The following is a 17,862-nucleotide window of genomic DNA, read 5'->3' as shown; positions in this document are numbered from 1 at the left end:
CATATTCCGGTTATGCTGGAAGAGGTTGTCAGCGCTTTGCAGCCTGAAGCCGGTAAGCTTTATGTGGACGGCACTTTCGGTGCCGGCGGCTACACAAAACGAATTCTCAAGACCGGTGCCGAAGTTTTGGCCATTGACCGCGACCCGAATGCAATTGCTGCCGGACAGGTGGTGGTTGCAGAATATCAGGGACGTTTGCGTCTGGTGCAAGCACGCTTCTCCCAGATGGAAGATGTGCTGAGCGATGTGCAGCCTGACGGTGTTGTGCTGGATATCGGCGTTTCCTCTATGCAGATTGACGAGGCCGATCGCGGTTTTTCTTTCCAGAAAGACGGGCCGCTGGATATGCGCATGTCCTCGCAGGGTCTGAGCGCTGCTGATGTGGTCAACCAGTATAAAATGGGCGATCTGGCACGCATCTTTAATTTTCTCGGTGAGGAACGTCATGCCGGACGCATTGCGCGCATGATCGAAAAACGCCGTGAGAGCAAACCTTTCAGCCGCACCCGTGATCTTGCCAATGCGATTGAAATGCTGGTCGGGCGTCATCCGAAAGACCGTATTCATCCGGCGACCCGCGTTTTTCAGGCGCTGCGTATTTATGTGAATGACGAGCTGGGTGAATTGGCGCGTGCATTGATTGCTGCAGAACGCTCGCTGAAGCCGGGCGGCCGTCTGGTTGTTGTGACATTCCACTCGCTGGAAGACCGTATTGTGAAACGCTTTTTTGCAGACCGTGCGGGCGGCGGCGGCGGTTCGCGTCATTTGCCGGAAGCGCATATGCGTCACGGCAGTTTCACGCCTGCAGTCAAAGGCGCGGTGGGTGCCAGCGAGGAGGAGGCGGAGCGCAATCCGCGCGCGCGTTCGGCCAAACTACGCGCCGGTATCCGCACAGAATATCCGCCACTTAAAGCGGATTACAGTATTTTCGGCCTGCCAACCCTGCCTGTTCTGCCAGAAACTGATAATGCGAAGAGGAAATCATCATGATGCGAACTATAGATATTATATTGATCGCAGTCATGCTGGTGGCGGCAACCGTGACCTATAAGATCAAACATGATGCTGAAAAGCAGGTGGTTGAGATCAAGAAAATTCAGCGCCAGATCGCCTTTGAAAAAGACACGATCAATCTGCTGAAAGCCGACTGGAGCCTGATGACCCAGCCGAACCGTTTGCAGCGTTTGTCTGATATTTATCAGTCACAGCTGAAACTGCAGCCGGTTGATGTGACGCAGATCGGTCTGTTCGATGATATTCCGATGAAACAGGCTGATGATATTGAAAAGCTGATCGGCGGCAGTGCCGATCTGATTGCATCTGTTGATACGATGAGCACAGGCAGCGTTGCGCAAACTGCACCGGCCGGTGCAGTTTCAAATGCGGCACCGATGCGTGTTGTGGTTCCGGGAGTGCGGCCATGAGCGGAAAAAGCAGCTGGTTCCGGCGTAAAAATAAAAAGTCCTCATCAGATGATGCTCCGGTTCTGGGGCAGGCACCTGAATTTGACAGTGCCGCGCTCGAGAGTGAGCGCGGCATTGCCACGTCTCCGCTCAATGACAGTGTTGCCTTTGCCGGAAACCGCAAGAAACATGGAAACCGCGCGCGTAATCGTCTGATTATGGCGATTTCCTGCTTTGTCGGTATTTATGCGGTGATTGGCGGCCGTCTTGTTTATTACGGTATGCAGGGCGGCGATAATGAAGGTTATCGCGCCGGTGCGGCCAGCACGCTTGCAGCACGGCCGGATATTCTTGACCGCAATGGCGAAGTGCTGGCGACGGATATCAAAACCGCTTCGCTCTATGCCGAGCCGAAAAAGATTGCCGATCCGGACGAAACTCTGGAATTGCTGGCAACGGTTCTGCCTAATCTTGACTGGGAAAGCACCTATCGCCGTCTGAAAAGCGGTGCGGGCTTTGTGTGGATTCAGCGCGGTCTGACCCCGCGTCAGCAGAGCCAGATCATGGCGCTGGGTGTGCCGGGTATCGGCTTTCGCACAGAGAAATCCCGTTTCTATCCGGGCGGGCCTACGGCTTCTCATATTGTCGGTCTGGTCAATATCGACAATCAGGGTATTGCCGGTATGGAAAAATATATCGACAGTCAGGGCTTAAGCGATCTGCGTATGGCAGGCCTTGCCCAGCCGGATAATCTCGAGCCGTTCCGCCTGTCGATTGATCTGCGCGTGCAGCATATTATGCGCGACGAACTGGTGCGCGCTGTTGAAAAATATCGTGCGATTGCTGCCGGTGCTGTGGTGCTGAATGCCAAGACCGGTGAAGTGGTTGCTATGGCTTCGGTGCCGGATTTTGATCCGAATAATCCGTATAATGCGCTGGAAAAAGATCGTCTGAACCGGATGTCAGCCGGTACTTATGAAATGGGCTCGACGATCAAGAGCTTCACCACAGCGATGGCGCTGGATTCCGGTAAGTTCAATCTGGAAAGCAAGTTTGATGCGACCCGCCCGATTACGATCGGTCGTCAGACCATCCGCGACTTCCACGGTAAGGCCCGCTGGCTGACACTGGCAGAAGTGTTTATTTATTCCTCCAATATCGGTTCGGGTAAAGAAGTTGATGCGATTGGTATTGAAGGCCATCGCGAGTTTCTGAAGCGCGTCGGTTTGCTGGATCGTATGCAGACCGAACTGCCGGAAGTGGCGCGTCCTGTTGAGCCGCGCGTGTGGAAGAAGGTACACTCCATTACCATTTCCTATGGTCACGGTATGATGACCACACCTTTGCAGACGGCCGTTGCTGCTGCGGCGCTGGTCAATGGCGGCAAGCTCATTCCGCCGACATTCCTGCCACGCACACAAGACGAGGCCAATGCTGTTGCCACACAGGTTCTGAAGCCTAAAACCAGCGATGATATGCGTTATCTCTATCGTCTTAATTCCGAGATCGGTTCCGGTCGTCGTGCTGAGGTAAAGGGCTATCGCGTTGGTGGTAAAACCGGTACAGCGGAAAAGGTTATTAACGGCCGTTATTCCAAAGATGTCCGTTTTAATGCGTTTCTTGCTGCATTCCCGATGGATGACCCGACCTATGTGGTTCTGACCATTATTGATGAGCCAAAACCGGAGGAAGGCAAACTTTCTGCGACCGCCGGACTCAATGCTGCCCCAATGGTTGCAAATATCATCCGCCGGTCAGCATCGTTCCTGGGTGTGTCGCCTGATTTTGCGCAGGATAATGCACCAATTCTGGCAGCTTATGAGAATGACTGATCTGAGCAGGGGATCAATGTGACGTAATAATGCCTTGAGCACTTATTATGTCACATGAAATGAATTCAAAATCGGGATCTGAATGGCATGAAACTTCAAGATATCGCAGCCTATGTAAATGATATGACGGACTCAGTCGCGCAGACTGAGATTTCCGGATTGAGTTCCGATTCCCGTCAGGTACAGAAGGGCAGCTTGTTTGCGGCTCTGAAAGGCGTGAAAAATGACGGTTCGGCCTATGCGGCTGATGCTGTCAAACGCGGTGCAGTTGCAATTCTGGCCGATGAAGACATGAATGCCGAGGGCATCACTGTGCCGGTGCTGCGCAGCAAAGACCCGCGCCATGCGCTGGCAATGGCTGCTGCAATATTCTATGGCAAACAACCGCAGATTATGACTGCTGTTACCGGCACCAGTGGCAAAACCTCCGTTGCTTCCTTTACCCAGCAGATCTGGGCTTATGCAGGTTTTGCAGCCGCAAGCATTGGTACAACCGGCGTTTTCTCCCCGACACGGAATGAATATGGCTCGCTGACAACGCCTGATCCGGTGGAGCTGCAGAAACTTCTCGCAGAACTGGCGGATGAAGGTGTGACCCATGCCTGTATGGAGGCCTCATCGCACGGACTGGATCAGCGCCGTCTGGACGGCGTGAAGCTGACAGCCGCAGCTTTTACCAATCTCGGCCGCGATCATATGGATTATCATCCGACGGTTGAAGATTATCTTGGCGCAAAAATGCGCCTGTTTGATACGCTGCTGCCAAAAGGTGCTCCGGCGATTATTTTTGCCGATGATGTCTTTTCACCGCAGGCGATTGCAGCCGCAGTTGCTGCCGGTTCTGATGTGAAAACCGTTGGTCGTAAAGGCGATTTCATTACGCTGAAACGCGTGGAACACGAGCGCCATCGTCAGCATGTTGAGCTGAGCCATGCCGGTAAGATTTACGAATTTGCTTTGCCGCTGGCCGGTGATTTTCAGGTAGCGAATGCGCTGGTTGCAGCCGGTCTGGCAATTGTCTCCGGTGTGCCTGCTGATGCGGCTTTCCGAGCATTGGAGCGTCTGAAAGGTGCGCCGGGTCGTCTGGATCTGGTCGGCTCGACTGAAGATGGTGTGCCTGTCTATGTGGACTATGCCCATAAGCCAGACGCACTGGAAAATGTGCTGACTTCAGTTCGCCCGTTTACCACCGGCCGTGTGATCGTAGTATTTGGCTGCGGCGGTGACCGCGACAAGGGCAAGCGTCCGATCATGGGAGAAATCGCCACCCGTCTGGCCGATGTGGTGATTGTCACTGATGATAATCCGCGTTCGGAAGTACCGGCTACTATCCGCTCAGAAATTCTGGCTGCGGCACCGGATGCACTGGAAATCGGTGACCGTCATGAAGCTATCCGCCATGCTGTGCTGCTCGCACAGGCAGGCGATACAGTTATTATTGCGGGCAAGGGGCATGAAGAAGGGCAGACCATCAATGATGTGACACTGCCATTCTCCGATCATGCAGAAGTTGCCCGCTCGCTTGAGGCGCGTTTTAAATGAGTGATTTGCTTTGGAAATCGTCTGACATGGTAAAAGCGATGGAAGGGCGGCCGGTCGGCCACCTTCCTGAAGGTATTACCGGTATTTCAATCGATTCCCGCACACTGCGGAAGGGTGAAGCCTTTTTCGCGATTAAAGGTGATGTGTTTGACGGGCATGATTTTGCAACCGCTGCTATGGCTGCCGGAGCAGGTCTGCTGGTTGTGACCGAAGCGCGTTTGCCTGCTCTGGGTAAATTACAGGTGCCGATGATTGTGGTGGATGATGTGCTGGCCGCACTGACCCGCCTTGGCATTGCTTCCCGCGCACGCTCCAAAGCGCAGATCATTGCTGTGACCGGTTCTGTGGGCAAAACCACCACCAAAGAAGCTCTGCGCCATGTTCTGTCTGATTGCGGCAAGGTTCATGCTTCAGCCGCTTCATTCAATAATCACTGGGGTGTGCCGCTGACTTTGGCACGTATGCCGGAAGATACCGATTATGGTGTTTTTGAAATCGGCATGAACCATCATGATGAAATCCGCCCGCTGGTAAAAATGGTTCAGCCGCATGTGGCTGTCATTACGCTGATTGCGCCTGCGCATCTGGGGCATTTTGCTAATCTCGAAGAAATTGCTGTTGCCAAAGCGGAGATTTTTGAAGGCGTGCTGCCCGGTGGTTATGCATTGCTGAACAGGGATGACAAACGCTTCAAACAGCTGGAAGCGCTGGCAACAGCTGCCGGTATTGAGCACATCACCACATTCGGTGAAAATGCCCGTTCAACCTACAAACTGCGTGATCTGGTGATGAAGACGGATTGCTCCTGCATCACGGTTTCGCTCGGCGGTCAGGAAGCGGCTGTGAAGATCAGCGCTCCCGGCCGGCATATCGTACAGAATATGCTGGCGGTGATGGGCGCTGCACATCTGGTCGGCGCGGATATGACGAAAGTTGTGCTGGCGCTGGCAAGTCTGCAGGCTGAAGCCGGACGCGGTGCGCAATATCGTCTGCGCCATGGTGACGGCACATTCACGCTGATTGATGAGAGCTATAATGCCAATCCGGCATCCATGCGCGCTGCACTGTCACTGCTTGAGTCCACTGAGCCGCAAGGCGAGGGGATTGAGAAGGGACGGCGCATTGCAGTGCTTGGCGATATGCTGGAGCTGGGTAAGCAATCTTCCAAGCTGCATGGTGATCTGGCACGCCCGATTGTGGATGCGCATGTGAATATGCTTTTCATCGGCGGCGCGCATATGAGTGCCCTGAAATCCGCAATGCCTGCAGAAATTCAGGTTGAGTATCGGGAAAGCGTTGACGAACTGCTTCCACTTGTAGTCAAAGCAGTGCGTCCCGGAGATGTGGTGATGATTAAATCGTCAAAGTCGATCGGCTTTGTGAAAATCGTCAATGCGTTGCTGAAAAAATATGCCGTCTCTGAGGCCGCAGAATAAACAGGCCGGTTTTATGCGTAAAGTATAAAACCGGATTTTCCATATACAGTCATAGTTGGCTGCTAAAGAATAACAGGAACTAAGCACTGCATTTCTTGTGTAATGCGATGTGTTAAAGTGCCGATACCGACCTGAAGGGCATTCACCCGATGCTGATGTTATTAGCCAATGCTGCGGATCATCTGTCGTTTTTCAACGTATTCCGCTATATTACTTTCCGCACCGGCGGTGCACTGATTACATCAGCTTTGCTGGTCTTTTTACTTGGGCCACGCATTATTGACAGTCTGCGCGTCCGGCAGGGGCGTGGTCAGCCGATCCGTGCTGACGGCCCGCAGACTCACTTCAAAAAAGCCGGTACGCCGACCATGGGCGGGTTGATGATCCTGTTCGGAACATTGGCTTCGGTCATGCTCTGGGGCAATCTCAAAAGCGTTTATGTCTGGGTTGTGCTGCTGGTAACAATCAGCTTCGGTGCTATCGGTTTCTACGATGACTATCTGAAAGTGACAAAACAGTCGGATAAAGGTTTTTCCGGCAAGGCGCGTCTCGGGCTTGAGTTCATCATTGCTGCAATTGCTGCCTATGTCATCATGCGCACCGGTCAGGAGCCGTTTTCGTCCTCGCTGACATTCCCGTTCCTGAAAGGCATGTTGCTGGATCTGAGCTGGTTCTTCATTCCTTTTGCCGCTTTTGTCATGGTTGGTTCCGGTAATGCGGTCAACTTTACCGATGGTCTTGATGGGCTGGCGATTGTGCCGGTGATGGTTGCTGCGGCTTCTTTCGGCTTTATTGCTTATCTGTCGGGTAACGCGATTTTTGCGGATTACCTGCAAATCCATTTTGTACCGGGCACCGGTGAGCTGGCGGTTATTCTCGGCGCGGTTATTGGTGCCGGTCTGGGCTTCCTCTGGTTCAACGCTCCGCCTGCCGCGATCTTTATGGGTGATACCGGTTCGCTTGCACTGGGCGGTATGCTGGGTGCGGTTGCGGTTGCGACCAAGCACGAAATCGTGCTGGCAATCATCGGCGGCCTGTTCGTTATGGAAGCATTGTCGGTGATTATTCAGGTCGGCTGGTTCAAACTGACCGGCAAGCGCGTATTCTTGATGGCGCCAATCCATCACCATTTCGAGAAAAAAGGCTGGACTGAGAGTCAGGTGGTTATCCGCTTCTGGATCATCGCGATTATTCTGGCGATGATCGGTCTTTCAACGCTGAAACTGCGTTAAATAAATTGTAAAACACACGTAATCCGAATGGTTTTGTTAACCATTCGGATTAAATTATATATTGAATATTATTGTCGACTGGCGGCCTGATTATGATCCCGACACTGACCCTCAAAGATAAAGCTGTTGCGCTGTTTGGCCTTGGTGGTTCCGGTATTGCAACGGCGAAAGCTATGATCGCCGGCGGCGTGAAGGTTGTGGCATGGGATGATAATCCGGACAGTGTTACCCGTGCGGTAGCGGAAGGCATTCTCACACAGAATTTGCGCGAGGCAGACTGGTCGGGCTTCAGTGCATTTATCCTCTCTCCCGGCGTGCCGCTGACCCATCCGCAGCCGCATTGGAGCGCGGAACTGGCACATCAGATGCAGGTGCCGGTTATCGGTGATGTCGAACTGTTCTGCCGTGAACGCAATGCAGCGCTGGCTGCAGGCGATGATGTGCCATTTGTCGCCATTACCGGCACCAATGGCAAATCCACTACAACTGCCCTGATCGCGCATATTATCAAAGCCTCAGGCCGTGATATGCAACTCGGCGGCAATATCGGTACTGCTGTATTGTCGCTTGAAGTACCGGCAGATGGCCGTAATTATGTGGTTGAGTGTTCGTCTTATCAGATTGATCTGGCGCCTTCACTCAATCCGACAGCGGGTATTTTACTGAACTTGACGCCCGATCACCTCGACCGTCACGGCACAATGGAAAATTATGCCGCCATTAAAGAACGTCTGGTTGCAGGTAGTGATACGGCGATTGTCGCCATTGATGATGCTTATTGTGTTGCCATTGCTGACCGGCTGGAAAAAGCTGGCAAAAAGCTGATCCGTTTTTCCAAAGATCAGGTTTTGCAGGACGGTTATTATGCGCAGGGCGCACAGATTTATCGCGCACAGAATGGCAAGGCCGAATTGCTGTTGTCTCTGGAGGGCATCGGTTCTCTGCGCGGTGCGCATAATGCACAAAATGCTTTGGCCGCAATCATCGCATGCCTGACTGTCGGTCTGAGCCTTGATGAAATCCGTACCGGTCTGCGCAGTTTTCCGGGGCTTGCTCATCGTATGGAGCAGGTCGGCCATCAGGGTAAAACCCTGTTTATCAATGATTCAAAAGCCACCAATGCGGAAGCAACTGCGCCTGCACTGTCGTCTTTCCCGCAACTTTACTGGATTGCGGGCGGCCTGCCGAAAAGCGGTGGCATTGAAAGTCTGCGCACCTTCTTCCCGCGCATTACCAAAGCCTATCTGATCGGTGAAGCGGCAGCGCAATTTGCGGCTACTCTGGGCAATGATGTGCCGTTTGAAATCAGCCATACGCTGGATGCTGCCATTGACCATGCAGCCTTGGACGCGGCACAGGATGCGGCAGATGAACCTGTGGTATTGCTGTCACCGGCCTGCGCCAGTTTTGACCAGTTTCCGAATTTTGAAAAACGCGGCGCAGCATTCCGCGATAAAGTCATGACGCTGCAGGGATTTGCACCGATCGGGAGGGCAGACTGATGGTTAGCCGCGTAGACAGAGGCCCTGTCGCCAATTGGTGGTGGACGATTGACCGTTATTTTCTGGCTGCCTGTCTGGCACTGATGGGGCTTGGCATTTTGCTGTCCTATGCCGCCAGTCCTGCGGTGGCGGAGCGTATTGGTCTGGACAGTTTTCACTTTGTTGAGCGCCAGATCTTTTTCATGATCCCTGCGCTGATCGCTATGATCGGTACGTCATTTCTCAGTCCGCGTCTGGTGCGCCGTTTTGCATTGGCTCTGCTTGGTATTTCTCTGTTGCTGATGGTTGCAGCCCTGTTTTTCGGGATTGAAGTCAAAGGTGCGCGGCGCTGGGTCTCTCTGGCCGGTGTTTCCATCCAGCCGTCTGAGTTTATGAAACCGGCTTTTGTGGTGATTTGTGCATGGTTGTTCTCCGAGCAGGAGCGCAGCGGCGATATGCCGGGCAGTTTCATGGCACTTATCCTGTTCGGTCTGGTTGCAACACTGCTGATGGCACAGCCGGATTTCGGGCAAACCACGCTGACAGCCGTGAGCTGGGGCGCTATGTTCTTTCTGGCGGGCATGTCATGGATGTGGATTGTCGTCTTTGGCGGCGGTGCGGTTGTGCTGGGCTTGGGCGCTTATACATTCCTTCCCCATGTGGCGGGTCGTATTGACCGCTTTATGACCGGTGAAGGTGACACGTTTCAGGTTGATACCGGCCGCGAAGCGATTATCAGCGGCGGCTGGTTCGGGCAGGGGCCGGGTGAAGGGACGATCAAACGTATTATTCCTGACAGCCATACGGACTTTATTTTCTCGGTGGCTGCGGAAGAATACGGCATTATCCTGTGCATTCTGATTATGCTGCTATTCGCCTTTATCGTTATTCGCGGGCTTGTTGTTGCCATGAGAGAGCGTGATGCTTTCTCGCGTCTGGCCATTTCCGGTATTGTGATTTTGTTCGGCTTCCAGTCGATCATCAATATGGCTGTGAACCTGCATCTGATGCCTGCCAAGGGGATGACCTTGCCGTTTATTTCCTATGGCGGTTCATCGCTGGTGGCAATTGCAATTACGATGGGTTTCCTGCTGGCGCTGACACGTCAAAATCCTGAGCGCCGTATGTCTGCCTCGCTGAAAGGCGCGGGCGAACGTATTCCTGTGCTTTAAATTATAAGACGAATTGCGCAGTTCCGGTGAATGATTATTCGGGACTGCCTGTTAAAAAATACAGAACGGATGATGATGACAAAAGGTGTTATCGTTTTGGCAGCGGGTGGTACCGGCGGGCATTTGTTTCCTGCTGAGGCGCTCGCGCATGAGCTGACAAATGACGGTTATGATGTGCATCTGGTGACGGATAAACGTGCGCAGCGTTTTGTTTCCGGTTTTGATGAAAACCATGTCCATGTCGTGCGCTCCGCAACCATTGCCGGTAAAAATCCGATTGCACTGGCGAAGACATTTTACAGCCTGTGGCAGGGCAATCTCGATTGCCGCAAGCTTTTCCGCCGTCTGAACCCAAAACTGGTTGTTGGTTTCGGTGGCTATCCGACCCTGCCGCCGCTCTATGCGGCATCGCGCATGAATATTCCGACCATTATCCATGAGCAGAATGCGGTGATGGGACGTGCCAATAAAGGCCTGTCCGCCCGTGTGACAGCGATTGCCGGTGGTTTCCTGTCGGCAGAGAGCGGCACTCATGCGGCTAAAACGGTGCAGACAGGTAATCCGGTGCGCCCGAGCGTTATGGCGCAGACCAATGTTGCTTATAAGCCTTCTGCAGAGCCGGATGTTTTCCGCTTGCTGGTTTTTGGCGGCAGTCAGGGCGCGCAGTATTTTTCTACCGTGGTGCCTGCCGCGATTGCTCTGCTTGAGATTGACGAGCGTGAAAGACTGTTTGTCACTCAGCAGGCGCGCCCTGAAGATGAAGTGATTTGCCGTAAAGCCTATGAAAAGCTCGGCGTTAAAGCGCAGGTCGCGCCTTTCTTCGGCAATTTGCCGGAGATGATGGCGCAGGCGCATTTCGTTCTCTCCCGTTCCGGCGCTTCTACCGTTTCTGAAATCGCTGCTATCGGCCGTCCGAGCCTGCTGGTGCCGTTTCCGTTCGCGCTCGATCACGATCAGGCCGCCAATGCCGAGGCGCTGGCAAAGGCCGGTGGCGGTGAGGTTATCCGTCAGGCAGAACTGAAGCCGGAAAAACTGGCAAAAATCCTGATTGCAGCGCTGAATGAGCCGCAAAGACTGGCAGATATGGCAGCACGGGCAAAAAGTTCAGGTCGTCCTGATGCAACACGGTTGCTTGCTGATCTTGTCGAGGCTATTGCAGCAGGATTGTCTGTTTCTGATTATAAGCAAGGAAAACGCGTATGAAAATGCCTCTGAATATTGGTCTGGTTCATTTTATCGGGATCGGCGGCATTGGCATGAGCGGCATTGCGGAAGTGCTGCATAATCTGGGCTACAAAGTTCAGGGCTCAGATCAGGCTGACAGCGCCAATGTGCAGCGTCTGCGTGACAAGGGCATTGAGGTTTTTGTCGGTCATAAAGCTGAAAATATCGGCAAGGCTGATGTGGTTGTTGTCTCTACTGCTATCCGTCCGAATAATCCGGAACTGGTCGAAGCGCGGGAAAATCTGCTGCCGATCGTGCGCCGTGCGGAAATGCTGGCCGAGCTGATGCGCTTCCGTCAGGCAATTGCCATCGGCGGTACCCATGGCAAAACCACCACGACCTCGATGGTTGCAACGCTTCTGGAAGCCGGTCATCTGGACCCGACTGTTATCAATGGCGGTATCATCAATGCCTATGGCACCAATGCCCGTATGGGTGAGGGTGAGTGGATGGTGGTTGAGGCCGACGAAAGCGACGGTACTTTCCTCAAATTACCTGCTGATATTGCGGTTATTACCAATATTGATCCAGAGCATCTCGACCATTACGGCTCGTTCGATAATGTACGCGCGGCTTTCCGCCAGTTTGTTGAGAATGTGCCATTCTATGGTTTCGGCGTTATGTGCCTTGACCATCCGGAAGTGCAGGCACTTGTCAGCCGTATCGAAGACCGCCGCGTGATCACTTATGGTGAGAATCCGCAGGCCGATGTGCGTTTCTCCAATCACCGCATGGATGGTGCCGTATCGGTGTTTGATGTCGTAATCCGCGATCGCAAGGGCGAAGTCGTTGAGATCAAAGATCTGCGTCTGCCGATGCCGGGTCGTCACAATGTGTCCAATGCCACAGCGGCTATTGCTGTGGCGCATGAGCTTGGTCTGACTGCTGATGATATCCGCAAAGGACTGTCGGGCTTTGGTGGTGTTAAGCGTCGCTTTACCCATACCGGTTCGTGGAACGGCGTTGAAATCTTTGACGATTACGGCCACCATCCGGTGGAAATCAAAGCTGTGCTGAGAGCTGCCCGTGAGGCCGCGCCGAAGCGCGTGATTGCGATTGCCCAGCCGCACCGCTTTACGCGTCTGGCGAGCCTGTTCGACGATTTCTCCACCTGCTTCAATGATGCGGATACAGTGATGATTGCGCCGGTTTATACCGCTGGTGAAGATCCGATTGAGGGCGTGACCTCGGAAGCCTTGGTCAGCAAGATCAAAACTGCCGGTCACCGCGATGCACGCTATCTGGAAGACCCTGCGCATTTGCCTGAAGCTATTAAAGCACTGGCACAGGAAGGCGATTTTGTCGTGTTCCTCGGTGCAGGCAATATCACACAATGGGCATATGCATTGCCTAAGCAATTAGGTGGTACAAGCGCAGCCTGAGTGTTCGATCCAAAAGTCGCCCGACTTGGCTGCAAATGGCAATTTTCTCCGCTTCCGTACTCACGTACAATATGTACGCTCCGTTCGGATGCTCTAAAATCACCATTTTCGCTTGCGTCTGCCGCTTTTTGATTCAGACACTGAAATGTAGCGGACTTAAAAAAATACCGGTACGGGTCAGGGATAATGCCTTGATCCTGCCGCCTTTCTCCTGACCTTATCCGAATTGTTGCGATGCTTATAATCCGGAAAATTTGAAGTCCGGATCGATTTAAGAGAGATGGTTGAAAATGGCTGTAAAGCTTGATGGTGAAGCGCTGTTAAAGCAGCTTGAAAAACCTTTGTCCGGTATTCGCGGACGCCTGACACCAAATTCCGGCATGGATAAGATCACATGGTTTCGTGCCGGTGGCCCTGCGGAAGTTTTGTTTCAGCCTGCGGATGAAGATGATCTGGCAGAATTCCTGAAAAATGTGCCGGAAGAAATTCCGGTGATGACTGTCGGGATCGGCTCGAACCTGCTGGTGCGTGAAGGCGGTATTCCGGGCTTTGTGGTGCGTTTGTCTGCCAAGGGCTTTGGTGAGGTCGAGCGGGTGTCGGATACGCGTCTGCGTGCCGGTACGGCCACGCCTGACAAGCGTGTGGCTGCGGCTGCGCTTGAAGCTGAAATCGCCGGTTTCCATTTCTATCACGGTATTCCGGGCGGCATCGGTGGTGCCTTGCGCATGAATGCCGGTGCCAATGGTGTTGAAACCTGTGAACGTGTTGTCGAAGTGCGTGCGCTTGACCGTAAAGGCAATCTGCACATTCTGAGTAATGCGGATATGGGCTATGCCTATCGTCATTGTTCCGCGCCGAAAGATCTGATTTTCACCAGTGCGCTGTTTGAAGGGCCGCGTGGTGAAGCAGCTGCAATCCGCGCAGCTATGGATGAAGTGCAGAACCATCGTGAGACGGTGCAGCCGATCCGCGAGAAGACCGGCGGCTCAACTTTCAAAAATCCTGAAGGCACATCTTCGTGGAAAGAGATCGATAAAGCCGGTTGCCGTGGTTTCACTGTCGGCGGTGCGCATATGTCGAATATGCACTGCAATTTCATGATTAATGGCGATAATGCCACCGGTTATGATCTGGAGCTGCTGGGCGAGACTGTGCGCAATAAAGTGCGTGCAAATTCCGGTATTAATCTCCATTGGGAAATCCGTCGTCTCGGCCAGTTCCTCGAAGGACGCGAAGTCACCGAATTTCTCGATTAATCTTTTGCGCTTTTGCAGTGGTCGTTCTGTTTTTGGGAAGGCCGCTGAAGTTCTGTAAACTCACCGCTGTTTTCTCTGATTTGGGAGAGCAGCGGTGATTTGTTTTTGAGGGGCGTTTTACGCGGTTTTGCGGGTGATTTGCCCCTGTCAAGAGTCCTGTCTTTGCATTTTGCTAAAATAAATTTCCGCGCAAACTAATTATCAAAAAACCATAATAAATCAGTAGTTTCACCCGAATCTGATTCGGATATTGCAGTCGTAATTTTTTGTAAGGGCTTGCCATAGAATCAACTCTCTGATTCTTATAGTGAACAAGCGTTAGTGATTTGGGTCGGCAAGTTAATTTTGCCTTGGGGTTCTGCGGAAATCTTCCGCCGGAGCGCTGTATGATTGTCTGAATTTTGGTTCAGTTTTTTGATTATGCGGCGTGCCAGGGAATATTTTTAATGTGTTTTGCGTGTCTGTTCGACATGCGGCTCAGCTCCGGCGGGCTCAGAGTTTTTGTTTTATGTGTATCAGCGTTGCTGGCAGAGGGGACATGGTTAAAATGACAGGTAAACATGTTGCTGTCTTGATGGGCGGGTTTTCATCGGAGCGTCCGGTCAGTCTTTCCTCGGGTGCTGCCTGCGCCAAAGCGCTTGAAGAGCAGGGCTATCGTGTGACGCGTGTTGATGTCGGCCGCGATGTGGCTGCTGTGCTTGCTGAATTGAAGCCTGATGTTGCGTTTAACGCATTGCACGGTCCTTTTGGTGAGGACGGTGCTATTCAGGGTATTCTTGAATATCTGCAAATTCCTTACACGCATTCCGGTGTGCTGGCCTCGGCGCTGGCAATGGATAAGGGTCGTGCCAAGCTTGTTGCCGGTGCTGCCGGCGTGGCTGTCGCGCCGTCGCGCGTGATGAACCGTTTTGATATTGGCAATCAGCATCCGATGCAGCCGCCTTATGTGGTGAAGCCGGTGCGTGAAGGTTCCAGCTTCGGCGTGGTGATCGTGCGCGAAGGGCAGAGCGCTCCGCCGCAGATTCTCGGTTCGGATGAGTGGAAATACGGCGATGAGGTTATGGTCGAGCGCTATGTCGCCGGACGTGAATTAACCTGCGCTGTGATGGGCGATCGCGCCCTTGGTGTGTGTGAGATCATTCCGTTGGCACATTCCTTCTACGATTATGACTCAAAATATGCAGATGGTGGCTCGCGGCATGAATGTCCTGCGAAAATTTCACCAAATATTTACCAAAAAATACAAATAATGGCACTTCAGGCACATCAGGCAATCGGGTGTCGCGGCGTGAGTCGTTCCGATTTCCGTTTTGATGAGAACGGCTCCGGTGACGGTGAGCTGATCTGGCTTGAAGTGAATACGCAGCCGGGCATGACGCCGACCTCTCTGGTGCCGGATATTGCCAAGGCTGAAGGGTATTCATTCGGTGAGTTGTTGAGCTGGATGGTGGAGGATGCCTCGTGCATGCGATAAAGGCGAGATCTGACAGAAGTAATCGTGATGCGATGATGTTCCGTACATCACTTTCGCACGGTGGTGCTTTTGTTCTTCCGCGTTTTCTGCGCAAGCCTTTCCGTATTGCCTCGCGCTTGTTCGGCGGCGGGGTAAATGTTCCGCGTTATGCGGGCACTTTCGGCATGATCGGTTTTCTGAGTGCGACCGGCATTTACGGTATGGTCATCGGTAACCATACACATGAGGTTGTGAAAGCAACGGCATCAACTTTCGGTTTTGCAATCGAGAAGGTGAGCGTTGCCGGTAATAATGAAACCTCTGAAATTGATATTCTTGAAAAGCTAGGACTGGACGGAGAGACATCTCTGATCGGTTTCAATGCGGATGAGGCACGTCAGGCGATTGAAACATTGCCTTGGGTCGCCGGTGTTGAAATCCGCAAAGTCTATCCGGGTTCTGTTGTGGTTTCCCTGCAGGAGCGTAAGGCATTTGCAGTCTGGCAGTCCGGCCGTGATTTGCTGCTGGTGGATGAAGAAGGCAAGCCGATCGTTCCGCTGAACGGTTCGCGTTATGCCTCGCTGCCGCTGGTGGTGGGTGAAGGTGCGCAAAAGCGCGGCAAAGCTTTTATTGAAACAGTCGCAGCCTATCCTGATCTGGCCGCCAAGGTGCGTGCCTATGCGCGGGTTTCTGACCGTCGCTGGGATTTGTTGTTTGATAATGGTGTGCGGGTTTTGTTGCCTGAGCAGGATGTAAAACGCGCTCTGGCAGAGGTTGAAACCCTGCAGCGGACTAAAAATATTCTTGGTCGGGATATTCTCAGCCTCGACATGCGTCTGGATGACCGTGTGACTGTACAGCTCACACCGACCGGCATGGAAAGCCGTGAGAAAATGCTGAAAGACCGTGAAAAAGCTGCCAAAGCGGCAGCGGGTAGGCGCGTATGAGTATCTGGTCTGCAAAAAACACTTCCGGTTCGTCCTCTTCAGGTCGCCGCACGCGGCTTCTGACAGTGCTTGATGTCGGGTCGAGCAAGGTTTCCTGTGTGATTGCGCGTCTGCGCCCGCGGGATGAAAGCGCGTTTCTGCCGGGCCGTACGCATCGTATGGATGTGTTGGGTATCGGCTATCAGAAATCCCGCGGCGTTAAATCCGGCGTGGTGATTGATCTGGATGCGGCCGAGCAGTCGATCCGTCTGGCTGTAGATGCAGCTGAACGTATGGCCGGTCTGACCGTTGAATCGCTGATCGTCAATATTTCTTCCGGTCGCCTGAAAAGCGAAACCTTCAATGCGAGTATTGATCTGGGCGGCCATGAAGTAGAAAAAACCGATATTCGCCGCGTGCTTGCTGCGGGTGCCAAACAGGCGCTGCAGGCTGAGCGCCATCTGGTTCACTCACTGCCGATCGGTTACACGCTCGACAGTGAACGCGGTATCCGCGATCCGATGGGTATGCTGGGCGATTCACTCGGCGTTGATATGCATGTATTGACCGCAGACAGCGCACCTTTGCGCAATCTCGAATTGTGCATCAATCGCTGCCATCTCTCGGTTGAAGCTATTGTCGCTACACCTTATGCGAGCGGTCTGGCGGCTCTGGTGGATGATGAAGCGGAAATGGGCGCGGCCTGTATCGATATGGGCGGCGGCACCACAACGATTTCCGTATTCTCGGAAGGTAAATTTATCCATGCTGACGCCATTGCCATTGGCGGTATGCATGTAACAATGGATGTGGCACGCGGGTTCTCCACTCGTATGGAAGATGCTGAACGTCTCAAGGTTATGTATGGCTCGGCGCTGCCAAGCGCTGCCGATGACCGCGATCTGATCAGCGTTCCGCCGATCGGCGATGACGATCGTGATGTGCCCAACCAGTATCCGCGTTCAGTTCTCACCCGTATCATTCGTGCCCGTGTTGAAGAAACACTGGAGCTGGTTCGTGACCGGCTGAATGCTTCGGGGCTGGGCCATATTGTCGGTAAGCGTGTTGTGCTGACAGGTGGCGCAAGCCAGCTGACCGGTATGCCGGAAGTTGCCCGCCGCATTCTGGCGCGCAATGTCCGTATCGGGCGGCCTTTAGGAATTGCGGGATTGCCGGAAGCTGCAAAAGGTTCGGCATTCTCGGCAACAGTAGGCCTGCTGATTTATCCGCAGGTAGCAGGCATTGAAGAACGGTCTGTTCGTGCTGCCTCCGGTGGTCGTCTTATCGGCTCCGGCGGACGTATTTCACGGGTCGGCCAATGGCTGAAAACAAGTTTTTAGTAAGAAGGTGCTGCAGCTTTCCTGAGGAGTAAAATTGAAGGAAAGCAGTTTTGAAACAAGGGTTTGAGATTTTTCATTTCTGACCCGATTACACTCTGGGCTTTTTGCCAAATCATGGTAAATGACCGGATAATTTCAAAATGATAACGCGGTTCCTTCCGGGGTATGCGTACAAAAAATAAA

General features: G+C 53.1%; 14 protein-coding genes. All 14 read left to right on the top strand.

The genetic code is table 11. The features are described from left to right. The first annotated feature begins 12 nt into the window (after window positions 1–12). Window positions 13–990, top strand: a complete 978-nt coding sequence (gene rsmH, locus LDL70_RS10110) for a 16S rRNA (cytosine(1402)-N(4))-methyltransferase RsmH (RefSeq protein ID WP_370637827.1) — start codon at window positions 13–15, stop codon at window positions 988–990. After that, entirely contained in the window at window positions 987–1,424 is a 438-nt protein-coding gene (locus LDL70_RS10105) for a hypothetical protein (protein WP_022711358.1), read from the top strand. Before rsmH ends, LDL70_RS10105 begins: the two co-directional genes overlap by 4 nt. Then, window positions 1,421–3,235: a penicillin-binding protein 2 gene (locus tag LDL70_RS10100; RefSeq protein ID WP_022711359.1), complete on the top strand. Its 1,815-nt coding sequence runs from the start codon at window positions 1,421–1,423 to the stop codon at window positions 3,233–3,235. The genes LDL70_RS10105 and LDL70_RS10100 overlap by 4 nt, the downstream gene beginning before the upstream one ends. Window positions 3,236–3,322: 87 nt before the next feature. Further along, entirely contained in the window at window positions 3,323–4,777 is a 1,455-nt protein-coding gene (locus LDL70_RS10095; RefSeq protein ID WP_225684969.1) for a UDP-N-acetylmuramoyl-L-alanyl-D-glutamate--2,6-diaminopimelate ligase, read from the top strand. Then, window positions 4,774–6,213: a UDP-N-acetylmuramoylalanyl-D-glutamyl-2,6-diaminopimelate--D-alanyl-D-alanine ligase gene (locus LDL70_RS10090; RefSeq protein ID WP_022711361.1), complete on the top strand. Its 1,440-nt coding sequence runs from the start codon at window positions 4,774–4,776 to the stop codon at window positions 6,211–6,213. Before LDL70_RS10095 ends, LDL70_RS10090 begins: the two co-directional genes overlap by 4 nt. Before the next feature lie 149 nt (window positions 6,214–6,362). Continuing rightward, complete coding sequence (mraY, locus tag LDL70_RS10085) at window positions 6,363–7,445, top strand: phospho-N-acetylmuramoyl-pentapeptide-transferase (RefSeq protein WP_022711362.1); 1,083 nt, start codon at window positions 6,363–6,365, stop codon at window positions 7,443–7,445. Window positions 7,446–7,537: 92 nt separating this feature from the next. Next, window positions 7,538–8,947: a UDP-N-acetylmuramoyl-L-alanine--D-glutamate ligase gene (murD, locus tag LDL70_RS10080; protein WP_225688493.1), complete on the top strand. Its 1,410-nt coding sequence runs from the start codon at window positions 7,538–7,540 to the stop codon at window positions 8,945–8,947. Next, on the top strand, window positions 8,947–10,098 hold the full coding sequence (gene ftsW / locus LDL70_RS10075) for a putative lipid II flippase FtsW (RefSeq protein ID WP_022711365.1): 1,152 nt from the start codon (window positions 8,947–8,949) through the stop codon (window positions 10,096–10,098). Before murD ends, ftsW begins: the two co-directional genes overlap by 1 nt. 75 nt (window positions 10,099–10,173) lie before the next feature. After that, window positions 10,174–11,301 (top strand): undecaprenyldiphospho-muramoylpentapeptide beta-N-acetylglucosaminyltransferase, encoded by a 1,128-nt coding sequence (murG, locus tag LDL70_RS10070; protein ID WP_225688491.1) that lies wholly within the window; start codon window positions 10,174–10,176, stop codon window positions 11,299–11,301. Continuing rightward, window positions 11,298–12,704, top strand: coding sequence for a UDP-N-acetylmuramate--L-alanine ligase (gene murC, locus LDL70_RS10065; RefSeq protein WP_151159847.1), 1,407 nt, complete (start codon window positions 11,298–11,300; stop codon window positions 12,702–12,704). Before murG ends, murC begins: the two co-directional genes overlap by 4 nt. Before the next feature lie 290 nt (window positions 12,705–12,994). After that, the gene (gene murB, locus LDL70_RS10060; protein WP_151159848.1) at window positions 12,995–13,960 is read left to right on the top strand and encodes a UDP-N-acetylmuramate dehydrogenase; all 966 of its coding nucleotides are present in this window, start codon (window positions 12,995–12,997) and stop codon (window positions 13,958–13,960) included. 547 nt (window positions 13,961–14,507) lie between these two features. Next, window positions 14,508–15,434, top strand: coding sequence for a D-alanine--D-alanine ligase (locus LDL70_RS10055; protein ID WP_151159850.1), 927 nt, complete (start codon window positions 14,508–14,510; stop codon window positions 15,432–15,434). Beyond that, window positions 15,422–16,360 (top strand): FtsQ-type POTRA domain-containing protein, encoded by a 939-nt coding sequence (locus tag LDL70_RS10050; protein ID WP_370637646.1) that lies wholly within the window; start codon window positions 15,422–15,424, stop codon window positions 16,358–16,360. Before LDL70_RS10055 ends, LDL70_RS10050 begins: the two co-directional genes overlap by 13 nt. After that, window positions 16,357–17,679, top strand: coding sequence for a cell division protein FtsA (ftsA, locus tag LDL70_RS10045; protein ID WP_022711371.1), 1,323 nt, complete (start codon window positions 16,357–16,359; stop codon window positions 17,677–17,679). The genes LDL70_RS10050 and ftsA overlap by 4 nt, the downstream gene beginning before the upstream one ends. The last annotated feature ends 183 nt before the right edge of the window (window positions 17,680–17,862 follow it).

Origin of the sequence: Pseudochrobactrum sp. XF203 (genome assembly GCF_020341615.1) — a bacterium.
GTDB lineage: Bacteria > Pseudomonadota > Alphaproteobacteria > Rhizobiales > Rhizobiaceae > Pseudochrobactrum > Pseudochrobactrum saccharolyticum.
This window is presented reverse-complemented; position numbering and strand designations above follow the sequence as displayed.